The sequence below is a fragment of the Streptomyces sp. NPDC048142 genome (assembly GCF_043202835.1).
Taxonomy (GTDB): Bacteria; Actinomycetota; Actinomycetes; order Streptomycetales; family Streptomycetaceae; genus Streptomyces.
In genome coordinates this window covers 217,853-241,346 of sequence record NZ_JBIDBC010000010.1, presented here as the reverse complement: position 1 = coordinate 241,346, position 23,494 = coordinate 217,853, and the positions used below count along the sequence as shown (strand labels likewise).

26 protein-coding genes are annotated in these 23,494 nt (G+C 70.9%); 14 read left to right on the top strand and 12 right to left on the bottom strand.

The window, feature by feature from the left end; all coding sequences use genetic code 11:
* A partial coding sequence (locus tag ACGF2Y_RS16390) for a hypothetical protein (RefSeq protein WP_392947269.1) occupies positions 1 to 284 on the bottom strand: 284 nt, incomplete at its 3' end.
* A gap of 309 nt (positions 285 to 593) precedes the next feature.
* On the opposite strand from ACGF2Y_RS16390, the gene ACGF2Y_RS16385 reads away from it, so the two are divergent.
* Positions 594 to 1,856, top strand: a complete 1,263-nt coding sequence (locus ACGF2Y_RS16385; RefSeq protein WP_392947267.1) for an MFS transporter — start codon at positions 594 to 596, stop codon at positions 1,854 to 1,856.
* A 413-nt stretch (positions 1,857 to 2,269) separates the two neighbouring features.
* Here the strand turns inward: ACGF2Y_RS16385 and ACGF2Y_RS16380 are convergent, their stop codons facing one another.
* From ACGF2Y_RS16380 to ACGF2Y_RS16360, 5 genes are all read right to left on the bottom strand, one after another.
* Positions 2,270 to 2,737 (bottom strand): DUF1963 domain-containing protein, encoded by a 468-nt coding sequence (locus tag ACGF2Y_RS16380; RefSeq protein ID WP_392947266.1) that lies wholly within the window; start codon positions 2,735 to 2,737, stop codon positions 2,270 to 2,272.
* Complete coding sequence (locus ACGF2Y_RS16375; RefSeq protein WP_392947263.1) at positions 2,722 to 3,183, bottom strand: DUF1963 domain-containing protein; 462 nt, start codon at positions 3,181 to 3,183, stop codon at positions 2,722 to 2,724. Before ACGF2Y_RS16375 ends, ACGF2Y_RS16380 begins: the two co-directional genes overlap by 16 nt.
* Before the next feature lie 308 nt (positions 3,184 to 3,491).
* Positions 3,492 to 4,094 (bottom strand): GNAT family N-acetyltransferase, encoded by a 603-nt coding sequence (locus ACGF2Y_RS16370; RefSeq protein ID WP_392947260.1) that lies wholly within the window; start codon positions 4,092 to 4,094, stop codon positions 3,492 to 3,494.
* Positions 4,087 to 4,704, bottom strand: coding sequence for a hypothetical protein (locus tag ACGF2Y_RS16365; protein ID WP_392947257.1), 618 nt, complete (start codon positions 4,702 to 4,704; stop codon positions 4,087 to 4,089). The genes ACGF2Y_RS16370 and ACGF2Y_RS16365 overlap by 8 nt, the downstream gene beginning before the upstream one ends.
* On the bottom strand, positions 4,694 to 5,344 hold the full coding sequence (locus ACGF2Y_RS16360; protein WP_392947254.1) for a TetR/AcrR family transcriptional regulator: 651 nt from the start codon (positions 5,342 to 5,344) through the stop codon (positions 4,694 to 4,696). Before ACGF2Y_RS16360 ends, ACGF2Y_RS16365 begins: the two co-directional genes overlap by 11 nt.
* A 53-nt stretch (positions 5,345 to 5,397) precedes the next feature.
* Here ACGF2Y_RS16360 and ACGF2Y_RS16355 point away from each other — a divergent pair, with 53 nt between their 5' ends.
* Positions 5,398 to 5,745 carry a hypothetical protein gene (locus ACGF2Y_RS16355; protein ID WP_392947251.1) on the top strand — a complete coding sequence of 116 codons (348 nt, stop codon included), beginning with the start codon at positions 5,398 to 5,400 and terminating at the stop codon, positions 5,743 to 5,745.
* A gap of 553 nt (positions 5,746 to 6,298) precedes the next feature.
* On the opposite strand, the gene ACGF2Y_RS16350 is transcribed toward ACGF2Y_RS16355, so the two are convergent.
* From ACGF2Y_RS16350 to ACGF2Y_RS16340, 3 genes are read right to left on the bottom strand one after another with little or no spacing between them, the layout of a single operon-like run.
* A complete protein-coding gene (locus ACGF2Y_RS16350; protein WP_392947249.1) occupies positions 6,299 to 6,709 on the bottom strand; it encodes a hypothetical protein in 411 nt (136 codons plus the stop codon).
* Between the two features lie 41 nt (positions 6,710 to 6,750).
* On the bottom strand, positions 6,751 to 7,704 hold the full coding sequence (locus tag ACGF2Y_RS16345; RefSeq protein WP_392947246.1) for a transposase: 954 nt from the start codon (positions 7,702 to 7,704) through the stop codon (positions 6,751 to 6,753).
* A 2-nt stretch (positions 7,705 to 7,706) separates the two neighbouring features.
* Complete coding sequence (locus tag ACGF2Y_RS16340; protein ID WP_392947245.1) at positions 7,707 to 7,958, bottom strand: hypothetical protein; 252 nt, start codon at positions 7,956 to 7,958, stop codon at positions 7,707 to 7,709.
* A 252-nt stretch (positions 7,959 to 8,210) separates the two neighbouring features.
* Between ACGF2Y_RS16340 and ACGF2Y_RS16335 the strand changes: the two genes are divergently transcribed.
* The 3 genes from ACGF2Y_RS16335 to ACGF2Y_RS16325 all read left to right on the top strand — a co-directional run bounded on the left by ACGF2Y_RS16335 (position 8,211) and on the right by ACGF2Y_RS16325 (position 11,740).
* Positions 8,211 to 9,026 carry a DUF4253 domain-containing protein gene (locus tag ACGF2Y_RS16335; RefSeq protein WP_392947241.1) on the top strand — a complete coding sequence of 272 codons (816 nt, stop codon included), beginning with the start codon at positions 8,211 to 8,213 and terminating at the stop codon, positions 9,024 to 9,026.
* A 383-nt stretch (positions 9,027 to 9,409) separates the two neighbouring features.
* Positions 9,410 to 9,628 (top strand): hypothetical protein, encoded by a 219-nt coding sequence (locus ACGF2Y_RS16330; RefSeq protein ID WP_018959966.1) that lies wholly within the window; start codon positions 9,410 to 9,412, stop codon positions 9,626 to 9,628.
* A gap of 894 nt (positions 9,629 to 10,522) precedes the next feature.
* Positions 10,523 to 11,740, top strand: a complete 1,218-nt coding sequence (locus ACGF2Y_RS16325) for a S1 family peptidase (protein WP_392947238.1) — start codon at positions 10,523 to 10,525, stop codon at positions 11,738 to 11,740.
* A 57-nt stretch (positions 11,741 to 11,797) separates the two neighbouring features.
* On the opposite strand, the gene ACGF2Y_RS16320 is transcribed toward ACGF2Y_RS16325, so the two are convergent.
* Positions 11,798 to 13,012: a multiprotein-bridging factor 1 family protein gene (locus ACGF2Y_RS16320; protein ID WP_392947235.1), complete on the bottom strand. Its 1,215-nt coding sequence runs from the start codon at positions 13,010 to 13,012 to the stop codon at positions 11,798 to 11,800.
* 160 nt (positions 13,013 to 13,172) lie between these two features.
* Between ACGF2Y_RS16320 and ACGF2Y_RS16315 the strand changes: the two genes are divergently transcribed.
* Positions 13,173 to 14,732, top strand: coding sequence for a sigma-70 family RNA polymerase sigma factor (locus tag ACGF2Y_RS16315; protein WP_392947313.1), 1,560 nt, complete (start codon positions 13,173 to 13,175; stop codon positions 14,730 to 14,732).
* Between the two features lie 44 nt (positions 14,733 to 14,776).
* Positions 14,777 to 15,274 carry a GNAT family N-acetyltransferase gene (locus tag ACGF2Y_RS16310; protein ID WP_392947232.1) on the top strand — a complete coding sequence of 166 codons (498 nt, stop codon included), beginning with the start codon at positions 14,777 to 14,779 and terminating at the stop codon, positions 15,272 to 15,274.
* A 466-nt stretch (positions 15,275 to 15,740) separates the two neighbouring features.
* Here ACGF2Y_RS16310 and ACGF2Y_RS16305 read toward each other — a convergent pair whose 3' ends face one another.
* A complete protein-coding gene (locus ACGF2Y_RS16305; protein WP_392947229.1) occupies positions 15,741 to 16,232 on the bottom strand; it encodes a GNAT family N-acetyltransferase in 492 nt (163 codons plus the stop codon).
* Positions 16,233 to 16,280: 48 nt separating this feature from the next.
* Between ACGF2Y_RS16305 and ACGF2Y_RS16300 the strand changes: the two genes are divergently transcribed.
* Positions 16,281 to 17,096 (top strand): exodeoxyribonuclease III, encoded by an 816-nt coding sequence (locus ACGF2Y_RS16300; protein ID WP_392947226.1) that lies wholly within the window; start codon positions 16,281 to 16,283, stop codon positions 17,094 to 17,096.
* Between the two features lie 15 nt (positions 17,097 to 17,111).
* Here the strand turns inward: ACGF2Y_RS16300 and ACGF2Y_RS16295 are convergent, their stop codons facing one another.
* Positions 17,112 to 17,756 (bottom strand): MerR family transcriptional regulator, encoded by a 645-nt coding sequence (locus ACGF2Y_RS16295; protein ID WP_392947311.1) that lies wholly within the window; start codon positions 17,754 to 17,756, stop codon positions 17,112 to 17,114.
* Between the two features lie 168 nt (positions 17,757 to 17,924).
* Between ACGF2Y_RS16295 and ACGF2Y_RS16290 the strand changes: the two genes are divergently transcribed.
* The 6 genes from ACGF2Y_RS16290 (at position 17,925) to ACGF2Y_RS16265 (ending at position 23,470) form a co-directional block, all read left to right on the top strand.
* Positions 17,925 to 19,535 carry a flavin-containing monooxygenase gene (locus tag ACGF2Y_RS16290; RefSeq protein WP_392947224.1) on the top strand — a complete coding sequence of 537 codons (1,611 nt, stop codon included), beginning with the start codon at positions 17,925 to 17,927 and terminating at the stop codon, positions 19,533 to 19,535.
* Positions 19,532 to 20,527, top strand: a complete 996-nt coding sequence (locus ACGF2Y_RS16285; protein WP_392947222.1) for an alpha/beta fold hydrolase — start codon at positions 19,532 to 19,534, stop codon at positions 20,525 to 20,527. Before ACGF2Y_RS16290 ends, ACGF2Y_RS16285 begins: the two co-directional genes overlap by 4 nt.
* Positions 20,524 to 21,417, top strand: coding sequence for an SDR family oxidoreductase (locus tag ACGF2Y_RS16280; RefSeq protein WP_392947219.1), 894 nt, complete (start codon positions 20,524 to 20,526; stop codon positions 21,415 to 21,417). Before ACGF2Y_RS16285 ends, ACGF2Y_RS16280 begins: the two co-directional genes overlap by 4 nt.
* A 100-nt stretch (positions 21,418 to 21,517) precedes the next feature.
* On the top strand, positions 21,518 to 21,733 hold the full coding sequence (locus tag ACGF2Y_RS16275) for a hypothetical protein (RefSeq protein WP_392947217.1): 216 nt from the start codon (positions 21,518 to 21,520) through the stop codon (positions 21,731 to 21,733).
* Positions 21,734 to 21,951: 218 nt separating this feature from the next.
* Positions 21,952 to 22,551, top strand: a complete 600-nt coding sequence (locus ACGF2Y_RS16270) for an isochorismatase family protein (protein WP_392947214.1) — start codon at positions 21,952 to 21,954, stop codon at positions 22,549 to 22,551.
* Positions 22,552 to 22,561: 10 nt separating this feature from the next.
* Complete coding sequence (locus ACGF2Y_RS16265) at positions 22,562 to 23,470, top strand: GlxA family transcriptional regulator (RefSeq protein ID WP_392947211.1); 909 nt, start codon at positions 22,562 to 22,564, stop codon at positions 23,468 to 23,470.
* The last annotated feature ends 24 nt before the right edge of the window (positions 23,471 to 23,494 follow it).

Genomic DNA, 23,494 nt, shown 5'->3' with positions numbered 1-23,494 from the left:
CGGGCGAGTAGACCTTCATCACCATAAGAGATCCCTCCTCCCCGGCCCCTGCCGGGGCCGGGCTCAGAGGTGTCCACCACTCGGGGACAGGTCCCCTCCGGCGGCCATTGCGTACCGTCATCCTGGTTGACGTGCTCCTCGGCGCCCAGAGACAACAGCGTCTCCCGCGTGATCGTCAGATGAGCCAGCCGCTCCTCGGCCACCGCGACCTTCTCGCGCAGCGCGGCCAACTCGCCACGAACAAGCGCTTCTTCCTGATCCAGACGCTCGAACAGTGGCGTCATCCCGGCCCCGCCTTCGCTTGCCGATCCCCGAGCCCGATGGCACTCCGAGCCCCAGCCAAACGTAGGGGCGGCCATAGCAAGATCGCAGAAGGTGACCGCAGATGCCCCCAATCGACCGCCCGCGATCGCCTTGAGCCCGCAGCGAACCGCAGATAGACAACTCCCGCCCACCACAGCCGGCCTCATGCTCGGTCAAAGGCTCCGCCACGGGCACGACCTGCCTCCGCCCTGGTGCTTGCGGGCAGAATGCTTTCCGTACGCCGGGCGGGGGTGCGCCTGGGTCTTCGTGGCGGTGGAAGGGGCAAGGGGATGGGCTGGGGCGGAGGACGGGTCTTACGTGACCGCAATGTGGTGTATTACCTGAGCGGTGTGGTGGTCTCGGGCTTCGGTAGCTCTGCTATGGCCCTGGCAGCCGGTGTGTGGACCAAGTCGCTCACCGGGTCGGACAGTCTGGCGGCCCTGACGACCTTCTGCGTATGGGCGCCGATTCTGTTCGGCCCGCTGATCGGCACACTGGCTGACCGGGCGCGCCGGCGTCCACTGCTGATCTGGACCAATCTCGGCATGGCCGCGGTACTGCTGCCGCTTCTCGCCGTACGTTCCAGCGACCAGATCTGGATTCTGTTTGCTGTACTGATCGTGTACGGCACCAGCTCGGTACTGCTGGATGCGGCGGAGGCCGCACTGGTAACGACCGCTGTACCGGAAACACTACGCGGCGACTTCAACGGCCTACGGATGACGGCGAACGAGGGCATGAAACTGGTCGCCCCGCTTCTGGGCGCGCTTCTATTCGTCCAGTTCGGCGGCACGGCAGTGGCCCTGCTGGACGCGATCACCTTCGTGCTTGCCGCGATAGCCTTCGCCCTCATACGCGTGTCAGAACCCGCGCCCCGCCCGGCTCAAGCCCAACGATGGAGCGCCCAGGCCGCCGAGGGAATCCGTTATCTGCGACACCACCCGGTTCTGTGGCGGCTGGTGCTGGCCGGGGCCGCAACTATGGGCGTGGCCGGGCTGAACGGAGCGTCGGTCTATGCGGTGGTCGATGCTGGTCTTCACCGTCCGCCCGCCTTCGCCGGGGTCCTCTACGCCGTGCAGGGCATCGGCTCGGTAGCCATCGGGCTGTTCGCCGGTGCTCTGCTTCGGCGGATGCCCGAACGAGTCTTCGCCGCAGCCGGCATCATGCTGTTCGCGCTGGGCGTCGCCCTGCGCGTCATCCCCTCGGTGCCAGTTGTCCTGCTTGCCAGCGCGATGATCGGAGCGGGGCTGCCCTGCGTGCTGATCGCAGCTCTGACGGCCGTACAGCGCGAGTCCCCGGACAATCTCCTGGGCAGAGTGGCGGCCACCGCCAACACCCTCCTCTACGCCCCCAACGCCGTTGCTCTGGCTGCCGGAGCGGGTCTGCTTGTGCTCGTGGACCACCGCGTCCTGCTACTCGTTGCCGGAGCCGCAGCGGCCACCGCCGCGGTCGGCTGCCTCCTTGGTAGCCGCGGGCGGACACAGGTAGCAGCCCCCGCCCTGGGAGAATCAGATCGCGTCGAGGACCGGGACACCGATGACGTCACCAGCTAATGGAGGTCGACAGCTTTCTCAGCGAGGCTGTTGGCTGGGAAACGATCTCTGACGATCTGGGAAGTGATCTTCAAGCTGCTTCTCCGCTGCTGGTCAGACCCACTCGTGAACACCCCACAGCGAGCCGTATACGGGTCACCCCGTAGGCGGTCGACGAAATCCCGTCCAGTTCTTCAACTGGGCGGGATTTCGTGGTTTTCAGGCTTGGTGCGACGCGGCTGTCTCCCGGGGAAGTCCGGTTCGGCTCTGTGGGCGCGGTGGGCGGAGCTGGCTGTGGTTGTGCGGGCATGGCGAAGCGGCCGCAGGACTCGGGTGGTCTGCGGCGCGCTGACGGCTGTGTGGTTGTGCCTGCTTCGTCGACGCCGCTGCTCCTACGGTTCGGGCGGCGGGGCGGAGTTGTTCGCCTGTCTCCTCTACGGGGTCCTCGTACGGATCCGGATGTCGCCGAGGGTGTAGTTCTCTTCCTTCCACAGGCGCTGGTCGCGCAGGAAGGACTCGATGGTCCTCAGGTTCTCGACCATGAGCTGAATGGCGCTGAGCGGTGTCTGGGCGACGCGGCCTCGGCTCTGTCGCTTTTCGCGGGAGTGCAGGAAGGTGTCGACGTTCCTGGCGCGGCCGTTGAGTCCTTCGACGTGACTGCGCAGGCTGCGGTAGGCACGCTGCCGGGCCTCCCGCTCTAAGCGCCGCTCGGCCAGATTTTCGGGGCGGATCAGCCAGTACAGGGCTCCGCCATCGCCCCACATCATGTCCGCGGCGTCATCGCTGTCGAACTGGGCCAGCAGCACCCAGCGGCTTGCCTCCTCGGACAGCCGTGGGTCGTCCCAGGACGCCTCGCTGTCCAGGACGGCCTCCGCGATCTCGACCTTCACCGGGTTCTGCACCGAGTGAGCGTGGCCGCCGATCCGGTGCCCACCCCGTCGTCGAACTCCCACAGAGCGTCAAGGAACTCCTGCGAGCAGACGGGATGGTCACACCGGTTTCCGAGCGGGGCACCTGGAGCGAAAGCGGCCCGGACGGACGGATGCCAGGGCTCGGTTGCCGTCATCTCCACCCGAGCGGTCAGCGGCACCGCCGGGTACGACTTGAGCCCGGCGGGCGCTCCACGCTCCGCCTCCTTCTCGTCGGCCGCCACGTAGAGCACGCGGGCGTCCGCCCGGCTCTCCCGGTCCTCGGCCAGAACGAGAGCTTCGCCGTCGTCCGACTGCCCGTCGAAGTAGAAGAACAACAGTGTTCCCGCCTCGGGCAGATCGATGTCCAGCGCCGTCTTCGGCAGACGCGCGCAGTCGATCGACGCGACGAAGGAGAGTGGACCGTGCCCACGCCACACTGGCCATTCCGCAGTGGCCGGCAAGTCCGGAGAACCGCTGAGCTGGCGGACCACGTCTGCAGAGACGGTCGTTGCGTCCAGACGTATACCAGGGCGAAGCAGACCGACCCATGTCTCGGCAATCTCCGGTGGAAGGTGCTGCAAGGCGAGAGCCCGAAAGGCGCCCTGGGAACCATGTGCCATACGCCCGATCATCCATGGCGCCACCGACAGCCAGCCTGGCAGTGGAGCGTCCCGGGGCTGGAGGAGGAGGTGTGTGATCCCGGTCTGTGAGGGACCGGAGGGTACGGGGCGCGCATCCCGGCCGTTCAGGCGATGCCGGGGCGGGACATTGCCGTGATCCTCAGCGGCCCCAGCGCCGTCCGGTGCAGCACCGTGAAGCCGAAGTGGCGGTAGAGCGGCACGTTCGCGGGATCGGCCGTCGTCAGGAAGAAGCCCGCTGGGGCCCGCGTGGTCGTGAGCAGGCGGTCCAGGAGGGCCCTTCCCGCGCCGCGCCCCGCCATGTCGGGCCGCACGCCGATGAACTCCAGAGTCCACGCGCCTGTGGGGGCGGCGGGTTCGGCGAGGTGCAGATAGCGCAGTGTTCGCCGGAAGGTGCCGGGGCCGCAGCGGATGCCGGTGCGGGCGGCCCAGACCGCTCGGGCGCCGGCGGCGGGGGCCGCCCCGGGAGGTGTGAGGACGGCGGCCGCGACCGGGCGGCCGCCCGAGTCCGTGAGGACATGTCGGCGGGCACCGGAGAGCGTGGCGTGGGCGCGCAGGGTGGCCTCGAACCAGTGGGTCCGTACGGACTCGGACGCGCCGCAGATCCACGAGACGGCCGGCTCCTGGGCGAAGGCGGCGGCCAGGACGCGTGCGCAGACGGCAGGCGCCGGGTCCGCGTCGATCCGCCACTGCCCGGTGGGCTCAGACATCCTGCCTCCGCTCCAGCGGCGCTTCGGGTACGAGATGGCAGACGAGCAGCTTCAGGAAGAACAGCGGTGCGAACCAGCCGAGTACGGCAGGCACCTCCAGCCAGAACAGATTGACCAGCACAGCGGCCATCAGCACGGCCATCGAGACCGGGCGCTTGAGGTGCAGGGGCGTGAACTCCACGGCGCCCGCGCCGCCGAGCAGCAGCAGGCCGTTGCCCAGGGCCCAGCCCCAGTCGCCCGACAGTACGATGAGCCCCATCGCCGCGAGATGTGCCAGATGCGTGCCGACGAACAGCAGTCGGGCCCGCCTGGCCGCGGGATCCGCGCGGTGGTACCAGCGCTTCGCGGCGTTCGTCGCGTTGGTGAGCACTCCGCCGACGAGGTCCAGCCCGGCGAGCGCCACGACGACGAGCTGTATGGCCGACCAGCCGAGCGCGGCCCCCGAGGCCCACACCCCCGCGGCCAGGAGCAGGGCGCAGCCGACGAGTCCGGCGGTCTCCACCACTGACTCGGAACGGGACTTGCCCGGTCCCATGAACCGCTCCAGCCGCCCCGTGAGGCCGGGCGGGGTGGCGGGTATCTCCCAGTCGATCCTCAGGTCAGTGCGCATCCGCGATGCTCCCCTCGTCCATTTCGGAGGCCCCGGCTCCGCTCCACAGGCCGCGCAGCAGGCTCCACAGCTGCTTGCCCGCATCGAGTTCGGCCACCGCCGCTGCCACACCTTCGGGCTCTGCCGGGGACTGCATGTGGGCGAGCGCCCACGCGTCGGCGGCCCGTACGACCGCCGCGGTCACCGCCACCAGCAGCCCGCGGTCCACGTCGGTGCGGATGAAGCCCAGCTGCTGCCCGTTCGCCACCAGAGCGTCGAACCAGTCCAGCCAGGGCCCCTCATGGGTGTGCCCGATGGCGGCGTCGGCGAGGGCCAGATCGTCCGGGTGTGCCCGCAGATGGGTCGCGAGGGCGCTGGCGCCCGTATCGAGGCGGGACCAGAACTCCGCCTCGTCGCGCGCCGGAACCCACGGGCCGAGGGCGCCGAGGAGCCGCCCGAGCACCCCGCTGAGCACTGCGGCGAGCAGGTCCTCCTTGCCGTCGAAGTAGTGGTAGGCCGCGGTCTTCGAGAAACCAGCGGCTTCGATGATCTTGTTGTAGGAGGCGGCTTCTGCGCCGTGCTCGGCGAAGTGGTGGCGGGCCACACCCAGGATGAACTCCTGGCGCTCGGCGGGCAGGCGGTCGAATCGAGGCAAAGGCATGAACTGGTGGTACGCACCACAGGTGTGTACCACCAGTACCGTTCGACGGGGTCATGGTCGCGGTCACCGCCGGTGTGTCGTCCGCGCTCGTGTCCGGGCTGGCGTACTGCTCCGTCATCTCCGCCTGCCTCGAGGTGTTCGACCTGGTCCGGGCCTGCGTACGGACCGCTGAGATGCCCCGGTGGTGCGCGATCCAGCACGGGCAGGCGCCCTACCGCGGTGCCTGCCTCGTCCGCCGGGTCGAGTTCACGCGTCTGCGCGGAGACCGGGCGGATGCCATGGACGAGACCGACCGGGCGTCCCGGCGCTGGGTCCGGCCCGTGTACGTCGACATGACGCTCTGCGCGGCCGAGGTGGGGAAGGCCGCCGAGCCGCGGCGGGGCTGGCCGCGGCCGCGGTGAACCGGACAGCCGGCTGCTGAACGCCGTCAGCGGCGCCGCGAAGGGAGCGGTGGCTCTGGCGTCCGGGGACCCCCGGGCCGCGCAGGCAGTGCACCCGGCCGCCGGCGGAGTGGGAAACGATCTCCACCGATTCGGGAAGCGATCTTCGTGTGCCTCTGGAGTGCCTGGCCCGGGGCGCTCGCGAACAGCCCACAGCGCGACTGTTCTTGAGTCAGCTCAGAAATGGTGACGAGATCCCGCCCGATCGACAGACCGGACGGGATTTTCGTCGTTTCAGGGGTCGTTCGATGCCTGTTCGGGGTGGCCGATGGCGGCGTATCGGGGCTGGCGGGGCGCTGGGCAGGCGTTTGGCCGTTGCCGAGGCATGTGAACCGGCCCCGGTCGCCCGGGGCTTGTGGTTGTGATGTGCGGCCACGCGGGAGTCCCCTGCCAGACGGGCGGCCCCGAGTACGGGGTGGTGGACTCGCGCGGTGAACGGCAGCGGGTGGTGGGTGGCCTGCACTGATGCTCCTATTGGTAGTCAAGGGAGGCCGAGAACCTGGTGGTGGTCCGGTCAGGTTTGGTAGGGGTGAAGGGCGACGCTCTCCGATCCGACGTTGAGCTCAACCCAGGACTCGTCCAGGCCGCTGGGGACCGGTGTTGCCAGATCGAACAGCACGGACCAGGGGCCCATCTGTAGATGGGCAGCGCCGTCTTCCGTGAGGTGGAGGAGGCCGCGCATGATCACCCGGTCGCCTTCCTGTCGGAGTTTCGCCTCGACAGAAGAGGCCGGCCGGGTGTTCTGGCCCCAGTGGACGTCGTCGTCGACGGTCCATTCGACAAGGTGTTGGCCGTCTGCCTCTTGTGGGGCACCGCCCCAGAGCACCACCACGGACCCGATGGGGGTATGAACCCGAACTGTCATGGGCCGCTGCGAGGTCTGCGGCAGGCTCTGCGTGCGGACGAACATCGCCTCATCATCCATGATGTGGCGTCTTCGGGACGAGGAGTTGTTGGGTGGCTGCGTTAAGCGGCGGTGAGCCAGTCGCGGTAGGCGTCTGCGAGGGCGTCGTCGCGGCGTGTGCCGCGTTCGAGGCACGAGATCACCGCAGGCCAGACGCCGAAGTGTTCTGCGACGGTGGTGAGGGTGATGTTCTTGGCCTGGCGTGCGGGCCGGAGGTCGGCGATGTCCGGGACGGCGACGGGTGTGGTGAGGTAGCGGAAGATCTCCCGGGCGATCGCCCGCTTGAGCAGGCGGATGATCTCCTTCTTGGTGCGTCCGGCGGCGGTCTGGCGGGCGACATATTCACGGGTGCGGGCGTCGCTGGACATGCGGACGAGAGCGATGCGGTAGAGGGCTGAGTTCGCTCCGCGGTCGCCGCCCCGGGAGAGACGGTGGCGGTTGGTCCTGCCGCTGGAGGCGGGGACGGGTGCAACGCCGCAGAGGGCCGCGAAGGATGCCTCCGTGCGCAGGCGGTCAGGGTTGCCGCCGGCGGTTACCAGCAGCTGGGCCGCGGTGTCGGGGCCGACACCGAACGCAGCACGCAGGCCGGGGTTGTGCTCGGTGGCGGCAGCGTCCAGGGCAGTGGTGAGAGCGTCGTGTTCCGCACTGAGGGCCTGAACTCGGCGGGCGAGGCTCTTCAGAGCCGTCAGGAGAGCGACGCGCGGTCCATCGCCCGTGGGACGGAGTCGGGAGATCGCGTCGACCTGTGTCTTGCCGCGCAGATCGGTGTACTTGACTCGGATGTCATCCGGAGCAGTGATGAGGATGTGCGCGATCTGGTTCAACGTGGCGGTGCGGGCCTTGACGGCGGACCGTGCGGCGTTGTGGAGGGCGCGTATCCCGCTGACCGTGTCGTCCTTGGGTATGACCGATGCCCGGCCGGACAGCGCGGCCCGGGCGGCTGCGTAGGCGTCGATGGGGTCGGACTTGCCGATCCGGCGACGCTCGGCCTTGTCGGGCCGGTTGACCTCGACCACGGTCAGGCCCGCGTGGCGGGCGGTCGGGTGAACCCCAGGCCGTAGGAGGAGGTCCCTTCGACACCGACGGCCGTCACCGTGCCGTGGGCGTTCAGGAACGCGACCGCCGCGGCGTATCCGGCCGACGTGGTGGGGAACTCGGCGTCGGCGACGTGGCCGCCCCGGTCGGTGATGACCGCGACATGGATCGTGTCCGCGTGGGAGTCCACTCCGCCGAACACCGCATCCAGTTCGGTGGCGGGTGCGATCGTCACGGTCATCCTGTCAGCTGCCTTCCCGGGCCCGAGGTGACGCCGGCCGGGTGGGTCAGACAGGACATTGAGGGGGCCTCTGGCCAAGCTCCTATCAGGTCATGTTCCACCCGGCCGGAGCCATGGAGAACGGGTCCCAGCAGTCGGACAGAACAGTCGCAGGACAGCCCAGCAGGACGTCAGTCAGACCCTGAGCCACGACCACCGGAACCCGCTACGAGTATCAATGTCAGTCCCCGACTCTACTGTCGTCGCATGACGACAGACACGAACAACCTGCCCCGCCTCGCGGCCGATCCCAGCGGCCGGGGTCTCGGTCTCGACCTTCCTGCGGGGAGGCTGCTGCAGGAGACGTACCAGGGCCTCTGGGGGCATCCGCTGATGTGGCTGGCCGATGCGCGCGTGGTGCCCGGACAGTGGTCCGCGCAGCGTGCCGTGCGCCGTGCGGCGGGGCTGATGCCGGTGCTGGTGGACGTCGGTGGTCCGTTGGGTGACCCGGAGGGCTGGGACCTGATGTGCGGAAATCTGTCTGATCCGGAGCAACTGGGCGATGAGGAGATGCTGGAGATCCTCTGGGAGGAGATCCAGGAGGAGCGGCCGGAAGGGAAGGCGGCTCCCTTCGACACACCGTGGCCGGGGCTCGCCGGGGCGGTGCCGCCCGGCGCGGATCCCGACGCGCAGGCGGCCGAGCTGGCCGACGCTCTTTCAGGCAGTGACTCCTGGCTGATGGAGCCCCGCCTCGCCCTGGTGCCCTCGGTCCTCAATGCCGACATACCCGCGGCCATCGGCTGGACCGGCTCGCTGAGCCATGTGGACGACCCCGGAATCATCAGTGCCGTCCTGCGCAGTTGGGGGGAGCGGTTCGGCACCCGGCTCGTGGCGCTCACCTCGGACCGGATCGTCCTCTCGGTTGCCGCGCCGCCCACCACCGTGGAGCATGCTGCGGCCGTGGCCGTCGAGCACGTCGCATTGTGCCCGGACGGCCTGGCCCGGAGCCGGCACGGCAGCTTGGAGGACTATGCCGCCCACGAGATCCTCGGTCGGCGCACCTGGGTCCACCACTGGGACTGACGGCCAGACGTGGAGGAGTCGGGAGCCGTCGCGAAGCCGGGGGCGAAGGCCCACGAGTGCCAGGGCGCATCCGGCTCGGCGGTGGCTCCCTGGGGGCCGCGAACCGGACGGCTCCGCCGCGTGCGGCGCCCGGACCGCCGCCGCGCAGGCGGTCGAGCTGTCACCCGATGCCGAGCTTCGCGGACGCCGCTCCTGCGGTTCGGGCGGCGGGGCCACCTTTCGGACTTTCCTGTCCGATCTCTCCGTAGGGGCACTTCGGGCCGGCTCCCCCTCCTATGCTCTACAAGTCTGTAGATAGCGGCAGGGACGGGCGGAAGCCCGTGCCGTCCTGCCGTAACGTGCGCGCGCTTCGTGGGGAGCGCGGCCGGAGGAGGGGAACGAGCGTGGCCTCGATCGATCTTGACAAGGTGCTGGACAAGGCGTGGGCGGACAAGAGCGTGCCCGAGGTGCTGGCGGCGCCGGTGTCCGCGCTCAAGGGTGTTTCGGACCGGCAGGGTGACCTGCTCAAGGAGGCGTTCGGCATCAAGACCGTCGCCGACCTCGCGGACCTGAAGTACGTCGGCTGGGCGCAGGCCCTGGCCGCACTGGACGCGGCGAAGTAACAACCCGTCGGGAGAGCGGTGCCGCGGACGGGGGCTTTCCGCGGCACCGGGCTTCACGGTCGGCCGCTCGGCGGTTTCCTCGGACATGCGCACCGAGCGCGGCCACCCCGGGTGTGGCGGACGCGGGTCCAGCCCGGCATGTGCACAGGTGTCGCCGCGCGCTGCGGTCTTGGTCGTCGGCGTGGCCGGATGCGACGAGGAGACCGCGGAGATCCGCGTGCCCGACCGCGTCCGTACGGCCCTGCGTATCGCGGCGGTGACTGCCGTATGCGACCAGGAAACGATCGCCCTCCCCGCCGCACAGGGCGCCTGGGCACAGCGGTTACGTAGGCTTTCGGGACCTCGATCTTCCGGATCGTGCCACTCGCGTCACCGCCTCGGTCCGTCTCCAACTCGCGGACACGGGCCGTGCCGCGCCTCGCACGACGGTCACGCGGCTGCCGGAAGGGCCGTGACGAACCTCTTAGGGGTGCAAAACCTCCCAACATCCGCAGGGTCCTCCTCGGCGTATTTGCCATGGAGGAACAGAAGCGAATGCTGAAGATGCTCCTCGCTCAGTCCAGAGGCGCGAGCCGTCCACAGGATGTGCCCGCCCGCCGTGTGTGCCGATATAGCCCACGGGCACGGCCGCTGACGGGGGCTGCGCAGGTCCGGCCGGGTAACGGCCGGTGAATATCCGCTGCCTTCTCTACAGTTCTCGGCCAGTTCTGTAGAAAAGAGCCCCACCGTCGCTTCTTGTCGCGGCAGTTGCGGCTGCGCCAGAGTTCGAGGCGCGGCGACAGGGACATGTCATCGCCGCCGGGCAGTGTCCATGGAACACATCGCGCCTCCCCAAGCGTGGTGTGGCCACCCCCCCATTGTCTGGACGCTCGCCTGCGTAGCGGAAGGAATCGCGTGAAGCACGGAAAGAAGAACGCGCGCAGATACATCGTGGCCGCCTCGGTCGGCGCCCTTCTGTCGGCCGGAGTCGCCACAGGAGCCCACGCCGGTACGGTGCCGGAGCCCTCGGCTCCCTCGGCGCCGGCGTACCAGCCGGAGATGGTGAAGGCGCTCGCCACGACCCTCGGTGTCAGCGAGAAGGCCACCGTGGAGCGGCTGGACCGCGAGGCCGGGCAGCAGGACCGGTTCGCGGAGCTGCGGGAGGACCGGGTCTCGACCCTCGGGGCCTTCTTCGCCGAGGACGGGACGCTCGTCGTCAACGCCGCCGACGCCGATGCGGCCGAGGAGGTCCGGGCGGCGGGGCTCAAGGCCCGGGTTCCCGAGCGCGGGGAGAGCGAGCTCGACCGCATAAAGGCGGAGCTCGACGCCAAGGCGCTCAAGAGCGCACCGGCCGGGGTGTCCGCCTGGTCGGTCGACCTCGCGTCGGACACCGTGACCGTCGAGGTCAACGGCGACTCCGACGCCGCGACCCGCAGCTTCCTGAAGGCCGCGAAGAGCAACGGCGACGCCGTGCGCGTCGTCAAGGGGCACGAGAAGCTGGAGACCCAGGCCGTCGTTCCGCCCGGCAGCCGGATGACCTTCGACGGCTACCTCTGCTCCGTCGGTTACGGTGCCGAGGACCGTAACGGCAGGCAGGTGCTCGTGACCGCCGGGCACTGCATCGAGGACCTGCCCGAACTGTCCTACAACGGCAGCCGGTTCGCCAAGGGCACCCACACCCGGTTCGCGCTGGGCACCCGCAGTGTGGACATGGGCATCGCCGCCGTCGACGCCGGCGACTCGATCGGCCTCGACGTCACCACGTACGGCAGGGCCGGCACCGTCCCGGTCAGGGGCAGCGAGCGGGCCCCCTCCGGTGCGGCACTCTGCAAGTCCGGCCAGACCACCGGCTGGACCTGCGGCAGGGTCGGCTCGTACAACGTCAGCGTCACCTACACCGACCAGAACGGCGGCCCGGACACCGTCGTGACCGGGCTGGCGAGCTCCAGCGTCTGCACCCAGGGAGGGGACAGCGGAGGCGCGTACATCTCCGGTGACCAGGCCCAGGGCATGACGTCCGGCGGTCCCAGCAACCAGCGCTGCAACGGCCAGGTCAACTCGCGCGGCTCCTCCTACTTCCAGCCGCTCGACGACGCCCTCGCCTACTACGGGCTGACGCTCAACACCAAGTAGCCGCACCACAGTTCCAGACCGGCCAAGGCCACCCCCCAGACGCGGGAGGCCGTCCACTCATCCTGGGCGGTCTCCCGTTCCACCTGTTCCCGGCCCGTAGTCCCACGCCACCCCGTGGACACCGGGTTTGCACCGGGAGGTGAGCACATGGACGTTGTGCGTGTCGCTCAGCGGGATGCGCCGCCGGGCGCGGGGCGGGGCGCCGACCTTCTCCCGGACATAGCGGTGGCAGTCCGACGGCAGGGCGCCGGGGTGGAAGAAGACCTGCTGGAGGTACTCGTGGAGATTCGTCCGCGACCAGCGCTCGTAGTGCGTGGCCGGCGTCTCGGACGGGCTCACGTCGACCGCGTAACTCACCACCGTGGTGTCCAGCTTGGCCAGCTCCCGGCCGAAGTGGATCTCCAGCACCAGAGATGTGAGCCCCTTCAGATACGTGGCCTCGACGAGGCGTCCGCAGGTGACCCTGATGTCGACGGGTTCGGCCGCCTCGTCGTCGAAGCTGAGCACGAAGATCGCCCGGTCCGCCCCCGCCCGGCTGGCCCGGAGCACGTTCGTGGTGGAGATCCCGCTCAGCGTGCCGCTCTCACCGACCCTCACGATGTCGTGGACGACCAGCGAGCTGGTCTCCTGGTTGAAGTGGCGGAAGCGGGTGCCGAGCGCCTTCTCCACCACCGAGTCCTCCCCGAGGATCTGGAGCGCCGCACCCTCCGCGCCGGGCGGGGTGATCCGGCCGCGCGGGCGGCGCGGTCCGAGCAGCGAGCGCAGGGCTCCGGCGGGCAGTTCCAGGATCTCCTCCAGTACCTCCACCGCCCGCAGGGACCGTGCCCGTTCGGGCTGGCTGCGGCCGCGCTGCCAGCTGCTGAGCGTGGCCTGGCTGATGGTGATGCCGCGTACCCTGAGCCGTTCGCTCACCCGTTCCAGGGAAAGCCCGCGGCGGTTCAGCGCCTCCCGCAGCACCCCCGGGAAGGTGTCGGCGCCGGTCGCCGCCGCGTGCAGGGCCGAGGCGGTGATGGCCTCGCCCGTCCGCGCCGCGGTGACATGTGCCGCGGTGGCGTGTGCTCCGGTGACATGTGCCTCGGTGCGGTCGGGGGGTGCGGTGGCGTGCGCCCCGGTGGAGCCCGGTCCGGTGGCGTGCGCCCCCGTGGAGCCTGGTTCGCTGGAGCCCGGACCGGTGGCGTGTGTTCCGGTGGAGCCCGGCAGGCCGGTGGAGTTGTCCGCTCCGCCGCCCATGGCCTTTGGCAGTGCGACGTCGGTTTCTGTCCTGCTCGACATGTCCCTCCCGTTCCCGGCACTCTCTCGGCGGGACGGCCGGCAGGCCCCCGCATACTGGTTGACCACCGGACGGGGGACGGATAACAAAACCCCCAGGGGTGACCTGTCCCACATCCCCTCGGAGACGCCGTCACGCGTCCCCGGCCAGGGACACGAGCACCTGGTGAACGGAACGAAGGGCGTGAACGGCGTGGACAGCACCGCTCTGGTCATCGCGGCGAGAAACGGCGACCGGGCCGCCGGGGAGCGGCTGGCCGCCCAGTATCTCCCGCTGGTCTACAACGTCGTCGGGCGCGCCCTCAACGGCCATCCGGACGTGGACGACGTGGTGCAGGAGACCATGCTCCGGGCGCTGTCCGGGCTGCCCTCCCTGCGTGATCCGTCCCGCTTCCGTTCCTGGCTCGTCGCCATCGCGATGAATCAGGTCCGTACCCGCTGGTCCGGTCTCGGCCACCGCCCCGCCCCGCTGGAGGCGACCGAGGACCCCGCAGATCCCGCCGCGGACTTCGTCGACCTGACGATCCTGCGCCTGGAACTCTCCGGGCAGCGGCGCGAGACGGCCGAGGCGACCCGCTGGCTGGATGACGCCGAGCGCGATGTGCTGTCCCTGTGGTGGCTGGAGACGACCGGGGACCTCACCCGGCCCGAACTCGCCGAGGCGCTGGGCCTTTCCCCGCAGCATGCCGCCGTACGCGTCCAGCGGGTGAAGAACCAGCTCGACGTCGGGCGCGCGGTCGTCCGGGCCCTGGCGTCCGACCCGCGCTGTCCGGAACTGGAACAGCTGCTGGTCGACTGGGACGGTACGCCGACGCCTCTGTGGCGCAAGCGGATCGCCCGCCATGTACGGGGCTGCGCCTCCTGCTCCGACGGCGGTACGGGGCTGGTCCCGCCGGAGGGCCTGCTCTCCGGGCTCGCCCTCGTGGTGCCGCTCTACGACAGCGGGCAGCAGGCGGCGGTGGCCGTCGCCTCATCGGCCGCGCCGGTCACCGTGTCCGCGGTGGCTCCTTCCGTTTCGGCCCCCGCCGCACCCTCCGCCTCCGCCTCCGCCGCGTTCCCGGCCGGGAAGGCGGCGGGGCTCATAGCCGGCGCGGCCGCCGTGACCGCCCTCGCCGTACTGATCTGGCCCTCCGCCCCCGCCCCGCCCGAGTCGCGGGGCGGCGGCGTCACGTACAGCCCTTCGCCCCCGCCGCCCGCGGCCGCTCCCGCCGAGCCGCTGCCCACGCCCTCCACGGCCTCGCCCTCGCCCACGGCCTCGCCGGGGCGTACGGCTGCCGCCTCCCGGCCGCCCGCCGTCGCCCCGTCGCCCTCCGCATCGCCCGCGCCCGCCGGGCCGCCCCCCGGCCCGGACGCCGGCGTGGTCACCCGGGTCAACACCCTGCGCGCCGCGAACGGCTGCCCGGAGCTGGAGACCGACCCCCGGCTGACCGAGGTCGCCCAGCGGCACTCCGAGGACATGGCCGCGCGGAACTACTTCGACCACACCGACTCCTCGGGCCGGGGCACGGGCGACCGGGTCGACGCCACGGGTTACGACTGGTCGGCCGTCGGGGAGACCATCGCGACCGGCATGAGCGATCCGGCCGCGGTCGTCGAGGAGTGGCGCAACAGTCCCGGCCGGGACGGGGACATCTTCAACTGCGACTTCGTCCATGTGGGCGTGGGCATCGCCGACTCCCCGCGCGGCCCCTACTGGACCCAGGTGCTGGCCACCCCGCGGTGAGCGGCCGGGCCGATTGTCAGTGGCGGGTGCCAGACTCGGTGGGCATGGAGAACAGCGTGCGGCTCAGGGATGTCGGACCAGCGGACCTGGAGGTTTTCCTCGCGTACGAGCACGACCCGGAGGCGGTCCGGAGATCGCGGTTCGCTCCCCGGGAGCGGGAGGCGTTCATGGCGCACTGGACGACGAGAGTGCTGGGGGATCCCACGGTCCTCGTGCAGACGGTCGACGTGGACGGCGAGCCGGCGGGGAACGTCGTGGCCTGGTGGGAGGGGGAGCGGCGCTATATCGGCTATTGGTTCGGCCGGCCGTACTGGGGCCGGGGCATCGGCACCGCGGCGCTGACCGCGTTCCTGGAGCGCGAGCCGGTCCGCCCGTTGTACGCGGACCCTGTCGTCGCAAACACCGGATCGATACGGCTGCTGGAGAAGTGCGGGTTCACGGCGACCGGCACGGTGCGGCACGGGGAGGACGAGCATGTGGTCCTGGTGCTCGGGACGGGCGCGGGCACTGGCACGGGCGCGGGCGCGGGCACTCGCGGGTGAGCAACCGCCGTGCCCAGGTGGATGGTTGACCTTGGGGCGGCGTGTGCTTTCCGGAGCCGGGTCGGGGCCGGGTCGGGCGCCGGGGATTCAGCGCCGGGCCCGCCGCCTGGCCGGCGTACCAGGGCGTGAACCAGTTCCTCGGCGTGGGCGCCGCATACCCATCGCCCTCACCGCCCCCGGATGACTCCGGCGGTCCGGATCGTCCACGCGGACACCGCCCCGTCGTCCTGCGGCACGTGGAGGAGCCGGACTTCGACCGGCCGGTCGCCCTGTCCCTGAACGCGCTGACGCACTTCCCGCGGACGAGGAGGATCCGTGCGGCGTTACGCGGACGCTCGTCGGCGAAGCGGCCCCGCGAAGCTTCCCCGTGCGGTCGCACGGCACGCCCGATCAGCACCCGGAGCTTCGGCCCGGTGGTGCCGGCCCCGTGGCACCGGTCCCATGGTGTCGGCCCCGTGGTGCCGGATCACGCCCCGGGCTGCTGGAGCGGCTTGGCCATGCAGATGCTGCTCTCGTACTCCCGGTAGTGGCCGAACTTCTCGCACACCGTGTAGCCGCTGGACGCGTACAGCGCTATGGCCTCGGGCTGCTGGTCGCCGGTCTCCAGGACCATCCGGATCCGGCCTGCGGCGCGCGCGTTCTCCTCCAGGGCGGCCAGCATCCGCCGGGCCAGTCCTCGGCCGCGCCCCTCGGGGATCACGAACATCCGCTTGATCTCGGCGTCGCCGTCCCAGTAGCCCTCGGCGTTGCGGTCCTGCGTCCGCCAGCCGCCGGTCGCCACCGGGCGGTCCCGCTCGTCGTAGGCGAGCAGGTACAGGCCGCGAGGCGGGAGGAACATCGAGGGGTCGAGCGGTGTGAGATCGCCCCCATCGCCGTAGCGCTCGTCGTATTCGAGCTGCACCTGGTCGTTGAGTTTGACGGCGTCGGGATGATCGAAAGGCCGATGCTGAATAATCATGCTATATACCGTACATCTATGCGCTGTGGGAGTGGGTACTGTTTCGGGATGCTCACAGTGACCTCCGTGAATGTTAATGGGCTCCGTGCCGCCGCCAAGAAGGGCTTCGTCGAGTGGCTGGCGGGGACCGACGCCGATGTGGTCTGCCTCCAGGAAGTGCGGGCCGAGCTCGCCCAGCTGCCCGAAGGGGTGGGCACTCCGGAAGGGTGGCACACCGTCCACGCGCCCGCCGCCGCCAAGGGTCGCGCCGGAGTCTCGCTCTACTCGCGGCAGGCCCCCGAGCGGGTCCAGGTCGGCTTCGGCGGCTTCGGGATTCCCGGGGCGGAGGAGTTCGACACGAGCGGCCGGTATGTGGAGATCGACCTTCCCGGCGTCACCGTCGCGAGCCTGTATCTGCCCTCCGGCGAGGTCGGTACCGAGCGCCAGGACGAGAAGGAGCGCTTCATGGCCGCCTTCCTGCCCTATCTCCAGGGGCTGAAGGCGCGGGCGGCGGCGGACGGCCGCGAGGTCGTGGTCTGCGGCGACTGGAACATCGCCCACCAGGAGGCGGACCTGAAGAACTGGAAGGCCAACCGCAAGAGCTCCGGCTTCCTGCCCGAGGAGCGCGCCTGGCTGACCCGGGTTCTGGAGGAGGCCGCGTACGTGGACGTCGTGCGGCAGCTGCACCCGGACGTCGAGGGTCCGTACAGCTGGTGGTCCTACCGGGGGCGCGCCTTCGACAACGACTCCGGCTGGCGGATCGACTACCAGATGGCGACCCCGGGGCTCGCCGAGCGCGCGGTCAAGGCGTGGGTCGAGCGGGTCGCCACACACGACGAGCGGTGGAGCGACCATGCGCCGGTGACGGTCGTCTACGAGCGGTAGCGCCTGCGGCCAGGCTCAATCCGCCTTCGGCGGCCGCATGCCGTCCTCGCGGCGCAGTCTGCGGTCCAGGGCCATGGACAGCTCGGCGTCCACCACCGCACGCGCCAGCGGGCGGAGTTGGGACGGTTCGGTCTCCTTCGTGTGGGCATGCAGTGCGCGTACGAAGATCTCGGCGAGCGCGTCCGCGTGCTCGCGGACGCGGCGGCCCGAGGAGAGCACCGTGGACAGCGGTACCCCTTCCCGTACGAGCTCGGCCGACACCTCCAGGAGGCGGCGGCTGATGTGCACGATCTCGTCCCCGTCGGTGGCGAGATAGCCCAGGTCCAGTGCGGTGGCGAGGTTCTCCGGCGTGACCTCGCCCTCGAAGTAGTCCGCGAGCTGCTCCGGGGTGAGGCGGACCGGGGTCTCCTCGGTCGGTTCGCCCAGGCCCAGCACCTCGGCGACATCGCGGCCGCTCTCGAAGGTGGCCGCCAGGTCGGCGATGCCGTTGAGGGTGTGGCCGCGCTCCAGCAGGCCCGCGATGGTCCGCAGCCGGGCCAGGTGGTGGTCGTCGTACCAGGCGATGCGGCCCTCGCGGCGAGGCGGCGGGATCAGGCCGCGCTCCCGGTAGAAGCGCAGGGTGCGCACGGTGATGCCGGCCTCCTTGGCCAGTTCCTCCATGCGGTATTCGCGGTGCTCGCGTCCTTCGGCCACAGGGGCACCCTATGTTGTACCGCCGGTAACTTTCCTCGCCCTGCCCCCTACCCATCGGTACGGTCCTGCTCTACTCTCCGAACAATGCCAGTGATTGCTGGCAGAGTCGTGTGGCGTACCGCGGGAGGCGGCAGCATGGCCCAGCAGGAACACGTACGTGTGGCGGTGATCGGAACCGGATTCGGGGGCCTGGGGGCCGCCGTCCGGCTGCGCCGCGAAGGCATCACCGATTTCGTCGTCCTGGAGCGGGCCGACTCGGTGGGCGGCACCTGGCGCGACAACAGCTATCCCGGCTGCGCCTGCGACGTACCGTCGCATCTCTACTCGTTCTCGTTCGCGCCCAACCCCGACTGGCCGCGCACCTTCTCCGGGCAGGAACACATCCGCGCCTACCTGGAACGCGTCGCCGACACCTTCGGGCTCCGCCCGCACATCAGGCTGAACCACGAGGTGAAGCTGATGAGCTGGGACAAGGAGAACCTGTACTGGGTGATCGAGTCGGCCGACGGGTCCGTCCTGCGTGCGGACGTCGTCGTCTCCGCCACCGGGCCGCTCTCCGACCCGAAGATGCCGGACATCCCCGGGCTCGGCTCCTTCCCCGGCAAGGTCTTCCACTCCGCGCGCTGGGACCACGACTACGACCTGGCCGGCAAGCGCGTCGCGATGGTCGGAACGGGCGCCTCCGCGATCCAGATCGTCCCGGCGATACAGCCGAAGACCGCGAAGCTCACGCTCTTCCAGCGCACCCCGCCCTGGGTCATGCCGCGCATGGACCGCACCATCAGCAAGGCCGAGCGCGCTCTGCACCGCGCTGTCCCCGCCACCGGCACGGCACGCCGTGGACTGTTGTGGGGCATAAGGGAGTTGCAGGTCAGTGCCTTCACCAAGCATCCCGACCAGCTCGGCCTGGTGGAGAAGATAGCCAAGTCCAACATGGCACGGGCGATCAAGGACCCGGCCCTGCGCGCCAAGCTGACCCCCGACTACCGCATCGGCTGCAAGCGGATCCTGCTCTCCAGCACCTACTACCCGGCCCTCGCCCAGCCCAATGTGGACGTCGTCGCCTCCGGGCTCGGCGAGATACGCGGCAGTACGGTGGTCGCCGCCGACGGGAGCGAGGCGGAGGTCGACGCGATCATCTTCGGCACCGGCTTCCATGTGACGGACATGCCGATCGCGGAGCGGGTCGTCGGCGAGGAGGGCATCACGCTCGCCGAGTCCTGGAAGGACGGGATGAACTCGCTGCGCGGCGCGACCGCCGCCGGGTTCCCCAACTGGATGACGATCATCGGCCCCAACACCGGGCTCGGAAACTCCTCCATGATCCTGATGATCGAGTCCCAGCTGAACTACCTGGCCGACTACCTGCGGCAGTTGAACGTGCTGGGCGGACGGGCCGCGCTCGGCGCCCGCTCCACCGCCGTCACCGCGTGGAACGACCGGGTCCAGCAACGGATGAAGCGCACGGTGTGGAACACCGGCGGCTGCACCAGCTGGTACCTGGACGCCGAGGGCCGCAACACCACGGTCTGGCCGGGTACGACGGGGGAGTTCCGGCGGCAGACGCGCTCGGTGGACCTCGCGGAGTACGACGTCATACGGGCCGGAGCTACCGGCGGTACGCGGCGGGCCGCCGGGGCCGGGCGCGTACCCGAACAGCCCGGCCGCATCGATCGCGAGACCGTGACCGCCGCTTCCGAAACCGCTTCCGAAACCGCATCCGTCGCCGAGGAGGCCGCGCGATGAGCAGCCTCCCGCATCGCGACGCCGCCGCCCCGGCGCCCGCGGCCGAACTGACCGCGCGTTCCGCCGACGGTTCGCGCATCCACGTCGAACTGCACGGTCCCGAGGACGCCCCGGCCGTCGTCCTGGCCCACGGCTGGACCTGTAGCACCCGTTTCTGGGACGCCCAGATCCGCGACCTGGCCGCCGACCACCGGGTCATCGCCTACGACCAGCGCGGCCACGGGCTCACCCCCGAACCGGCCCCCGGCGGCTACAGCACGAACGCGCTGGCCGACGACCTCGAAGCGGTCCTCGCCGCGACGCTCGCCCCGGGCCGCAAGGCGGTGCTCGCCGGGCACTCCATGGGCGGGATGACACTGATGGCCGCCGCCGCCCGCCCCGGACTGCGCGAGCACGCCGCCGCCGTTCTGCTCTGCTCCACCGGCAGTACGCGGCTGGCCGCCGAGGCGCGCGTCCTGCCGCTGCGCGCGGGCGCGCTGCGCACCCGGCTCACCACCGCCGTACTGGGCGCGAAAGCCCCGCTCGGGCCGGTCAACCCGGTCTCGAAGAAGATCCTCAAGTACGCGACGATGGGGGCTGGTTCGGCTCCCGAACGGGTCGACGCCTGCGCCCGTATCGTGCACGCCTGTCCGCGCCGCGCGAGGGTGGGGTGGGGCCATGTGCTCGCCGGGCTGGACCTCGCGGCGGGCGTGCGCGAGCTGCGGGTGCCGACCGAGGTGATCGCCGGCACGCACGACCGGCTGACCCCGCCGGTCCTCGCGCGGGCCATCGCGGCCGCCCTGCCGGTCGGCCTCGGGCTGACCGAGCTGGCCGGAGTGGGGCACATGACGCCGGTGGAGGCCCCGGAGGCCGTCACGGCGAAGATCAGGGAGCTGGCCACCCGGTACGTCGGCACGGGGACGGCCGACACGGGGCCGGCCACCGGGACCGTCGGTACGGGGGCCACCGCCACGGGGACCGCCGGCACGGCGGAGAAGGAGGATGTCGCATGAGCGGCAAGCGGAATCTGGAGGGCCAGGTCGTCGTCGTCACCGGCGCGGCCCGAGGCGTGGGCGAACTGCTGGCCCGCAAGCTGTCGGCACGCGGGGCGACGCTCGCGCTCGTCGGCCTGGAGCCGGACGAGCTGATGCAGGTCTCCGAGCGACTGCACGGCGAGAGCGGCCACTGGTTCGCCGATGTCACCGACCACGAGGCGATGGCCCAGGTGGCGCGCGAGGTGAAGGAACGCTTCGGCAAGGTCGACGTCGTCGTCGCCAACGCGGGCGTCGCCTCGGGCGGCCCGTTCGCCGACTCCGACCCGGACGCCTGGCGGCGGGTCATCGAGGTGAACCTCATCGGCGGCGCGGTCACCGGGCGGGCCTTCCTGCCGGTGCTGATGGAGAGCCGCGGCTACTTCCTCCAGATAGCGTCGCTGGCCGCGATCACCCCGGCCCCGATGATGACCGCGTACTGCGCGTCCAAGTCGGGCGTCGAGGCCTTCGCGCACAGCCTGCGCGCCGAGGTCGGCTACAAGGGCGTCAAGGTCGGCGTCGGCTACCTCTCCTGGACCGACACCGACATGGTGCGCGGCGCGGACCGGGACGATGTGATGCGCGAGCTGCGCCGGCGGCTGCCGTGGCCGATGAACCGTACGTATCCGCTCGGCCCGGCCGTCGACCGGATCGTCGACGGGATCGCGCGGCGCTCCCCGCATGTGTACGCCCAGTGGTGGCTGCGCGGGATGCAGTCGGTCCGCGGGTATCTGCCCTCCGTCATCGCGATCGGCGGGCAGCGCGAGATGCGGCGCTTCGAGCCGCGGCTCCACACTGTGTCGAAGGGGCTGGTGGGGGCCGGGGGAGCGGCGGACCAGGAGGCCCGCGCGGAGCGTGCTGACCGACCGTAACGGTACGAAATGCGTGGGATGTCGGGCCGTGCAACGCTGGGCGAGGCCCCGCAGGGGGCCATCCCCCACGTACCCCACGCATCCCACAGGAGTGAACAGCATGGGTATCGCAGACCAGTTCAAGGACAAGGCGCAGGAGCTCGCCGACCAGGCCAAGCAGAAGGCCGGCCAGGGCAAGGAAGAGGCCAAGGACCAGGCCGGCCGGGCCAAGGACCGGGCTTCGCAGGCCCGCGACCAGAAGTCGGACTCCTCCCCGGGCATGAAGGACCGTGCCCAGGACGCGGCGGACCAGGTGCGCGAGCGCTTTGACCGTTGACGGTCTTTGAGGTGTGACGCGTGCGCGCTGCGGTTCGCGCGTGCGTACGCGTCGCGTCAGGAGGCGCATCCGGGTGACCGGGTGCGCCTCCTTCTTGCGCGGGGGAGCGCCCCGGGCTGGAGGAGGCCCGGGGCTGGGCGTCCAGGTGACCGGATCGGTCCGCTTCCGGACCCGATGCGGTCTGTCGCCGCCCCGGTCCCACGGATCAGGGTGGGGGCATGAGCCGAGCACTGATCGTCATCGATGTCCAGGAATCCTTCCGCGCCCATCCGCTGTGGGAGACCACCTCCGACCTGCGGATCGCCGACCGGGTGAACCGGCTGGTCCGGCTCTTCCGCCAGGCCGGGGACCCGGTGGTGTGGGTACTGCACTCCGAGCCCGGCACCGGAGACGTCTTCGACCCGGCCCTCGGCCACGTCCGGCTGATGGAGGAGCTGGAGCGGTCGGAGGGGGAGCCGCTGGTCCACAAGACCTCGCACAACGCCTTCACCACCACCAACCTGCAGCAACTCCTCACCGAGCGCGGCATCCGCGACCTCACCGTCTGCGGCATCCGCACCGAGCAGTGCGTGGAGACCACCGCGCGCGTCGCCGCCGACCTCGGCTACCGGGTCACCGTCGCCATCGACGCGACCGCGACCCATCCCATCCCGCACCGTGACGCTCCCGCCGGCCGGAGCGTCGCCGAACTGCTGGCCGACCCCCGCACGCTGCCCGCCGAAGAGGTCATCAGGCGCACCGAGTACGCGCTCGCCGGACGCTTCGCCACCATCGAGACGGTCGACCGGCTGGAGGCCGCGGCGGCACTTCGGGCATGATGACCGGATCGTGAGTCACGTCGTCTTCTTCCTGGTGCCCGGAGTCCATCTGCTGGACCTGGCCGGCCCCGCGCAGGTCTTCTCCACCGCCGCCGGCTTCGGCCACCCCTACACGCTCGCGTACGTCGCCGAGCAGCCGCAGATCCTCACCGCCCAGGGGCTGCCCCTGGTGGCCGGGCTCGACTGGCCCGAGCTCGGACCCGGGGATCTGATCGTGGTGCCCGGCTGGCGGACGGGCGCCCGGGACGACGCCCCCGCGATCGGCCCCGCCTCCCTGCGGGCCCTGCGGGACCACCACGCCGGGGGCGGGACGGTGGCCAGCGTGTGCGGCGGGGCCGAGGCGCTCGGACAGGCCGGCCTGCTCGACGGCCGCCGCTGCACCACCCACCACGACGTACAGGACGGGCTGGCGCTGCGCCACCCCGAGGCGGTCGTCGTCCGGGACGTCCTGTTCACCGTCGACGACCGGGTGATCACATCGGCCGGCATCGCCAGCGGCATCGATCTGGCCCTGCACCTGGTCGCGGTCCGGCACGGCCCGGCCGCCGCCGCCCGGGTGGCCCGGGAGATGGTCGTCTACGCCCGCCGCAACGGCCATGAACGGCAGTCCAGCGCGATGCTCCGGCACCGGTCACACCTCGACGACACCGTGCACCGCGCCCAGAACCTCATCGACGCCCGCTTCGACCGGCCGCTTCCCCTGCCCGCGCTGGCCTCGGCCGTCGGCGTGAGCGAGCGCACCCTGACCCGCCTCTTCAGCCGCGCCACCGGACTCACCCCCCTGCGCTACCAGCAGACCCTCCGCCTCGAACGCGCCCAGCACCTCATCAGCCACGGCGCGACGATCGACGCCGCCGCCCGCGAGGTCGGCTTCGAGGACCCGCGCATGCTGCGCCGCCTCCGCGCCCGCACGGCCTGACCGAAGCCCGAAGCCCGGCCCCGA

Coding starts and splice junctions, on each gene's coding strand:
- ACGF2Y_RS16385 (WP_392947267.1), top strand. CDS start 594: ATGGGCTGGGGCGGAGGACGGGTCTTACGTGACCGCAATGTGGTGTAT.
- ACGF2Y_RS16370 (WP_392947260.1), bottom strand. CDS start 4,094: ATGTCTGAGCCCACCGGGCAGTGGCGGATCGACGCGGACCCGGCGCCT.
- ACGF2Y_RS16365 (WP_392947257.1), bottom strand. CDS start 4,704: ATGCGCACTGACCTGAGGATCGACTGGGAGATACCCGCCACCCCGCCC.
- ACGF2Y_RS16360 (WP_392947254.1), bottom strand. CDS start 5,344: ATGCCTTTGCCTCGATTCGACCGCCTGCCCGCCGAGCGCCAGGAGTTC.
- ACGF2Y_RS16355 (WP_392947251.1), top strand. CDS start 5,398: ATGGTCGCGGTCACCGCCGGTGTGTCGTCCGCGCTCGTGTCCGGGCTG.
- ACGF2Y_RS16350 (WP_392947249.1), bottom strand. CDS start 6,709: ATGGATGATGAGGCGATGTTCGTCCGCACGCAGAGCCTGCCGCAGACC.
- ACGF2Y_RS16335 (WP_392947241.1), top strand. CDS start 8,211: ATGACGACAGACACGAACAACCTGCCCCGCCTCGCGGCCGATCCCAGC.
- ACGF2Y_RS16320 (WP_392947235.1), bottom strand. CDS start 13,012: ATGTCGAGCAGGACAGAAACCGACGTCGCACTGCCAAAGGCCATGGGC.
- ACGF2Y_RS16310 (WP_392947232.1), top strand. CDS start 14,777: ATGGAGAACAGCGTGCGGCTCAGGGATGTCGGACCAGCGGACCTGGAG.
- ACGF2Y_RS16305 (WP_392947229.1), bottom strand. CDS start 16,232: ATGATTATTCAGCATCGGCCTTTCGATCATCCCGACGCCGTCAAACTC.
- ACGF2Y_RS16300 (WP_392947226.1), top strand. CDS start 16,281: ATGCTCACAGTGACCTCCGTGAATGTTAATGGGCTCCGTGCCGCCGCC.
- ACGF2Y_RS16295 (WP_392947311.1), bottom strand. CDS start 17,756: ATGGAGGAACTGGCCAAGGAGGCCGGCATCACCGTGCGCACCCTGCGC.
- ACGF2Y_RS16290 (WP_392947224.1), top strand. CDS start 17,925: ATGGCCCAGCAGGAACACGTACGTGTGGCGGTGATCGGAACCGGATTC.
- ACGF2Y_RS16285 (WP_392947222.1), top strand. CDS start 19,532: ATGAGCAGCCTCCCGCATCGCGACGCCGCCGCCCCGGCGCCCGCGGCC.
- ACGF2Y_RS16280 (WP_392947219.1), top strand. CDS start 20,524: ATGAGCGGCAAGCGGAATCTGGAGGGCCAGGTCGTCGTCGTCACCGGC.
- ACGF2Y_RS16275 (WP_392947217.1), top strand. CDS start 21,518: ATGGGTATCGCAGACCAGTTCAAGGACAAGGCGCAGGAGCTCGCCGAC.
- ACGF2Y_RS16270 (WP_392947214.1), top strand. CDS start 21,952: ATGAGCCGAGCACTGATCGTCATCGATGTCCAGGAATCCTTCCGCGCC.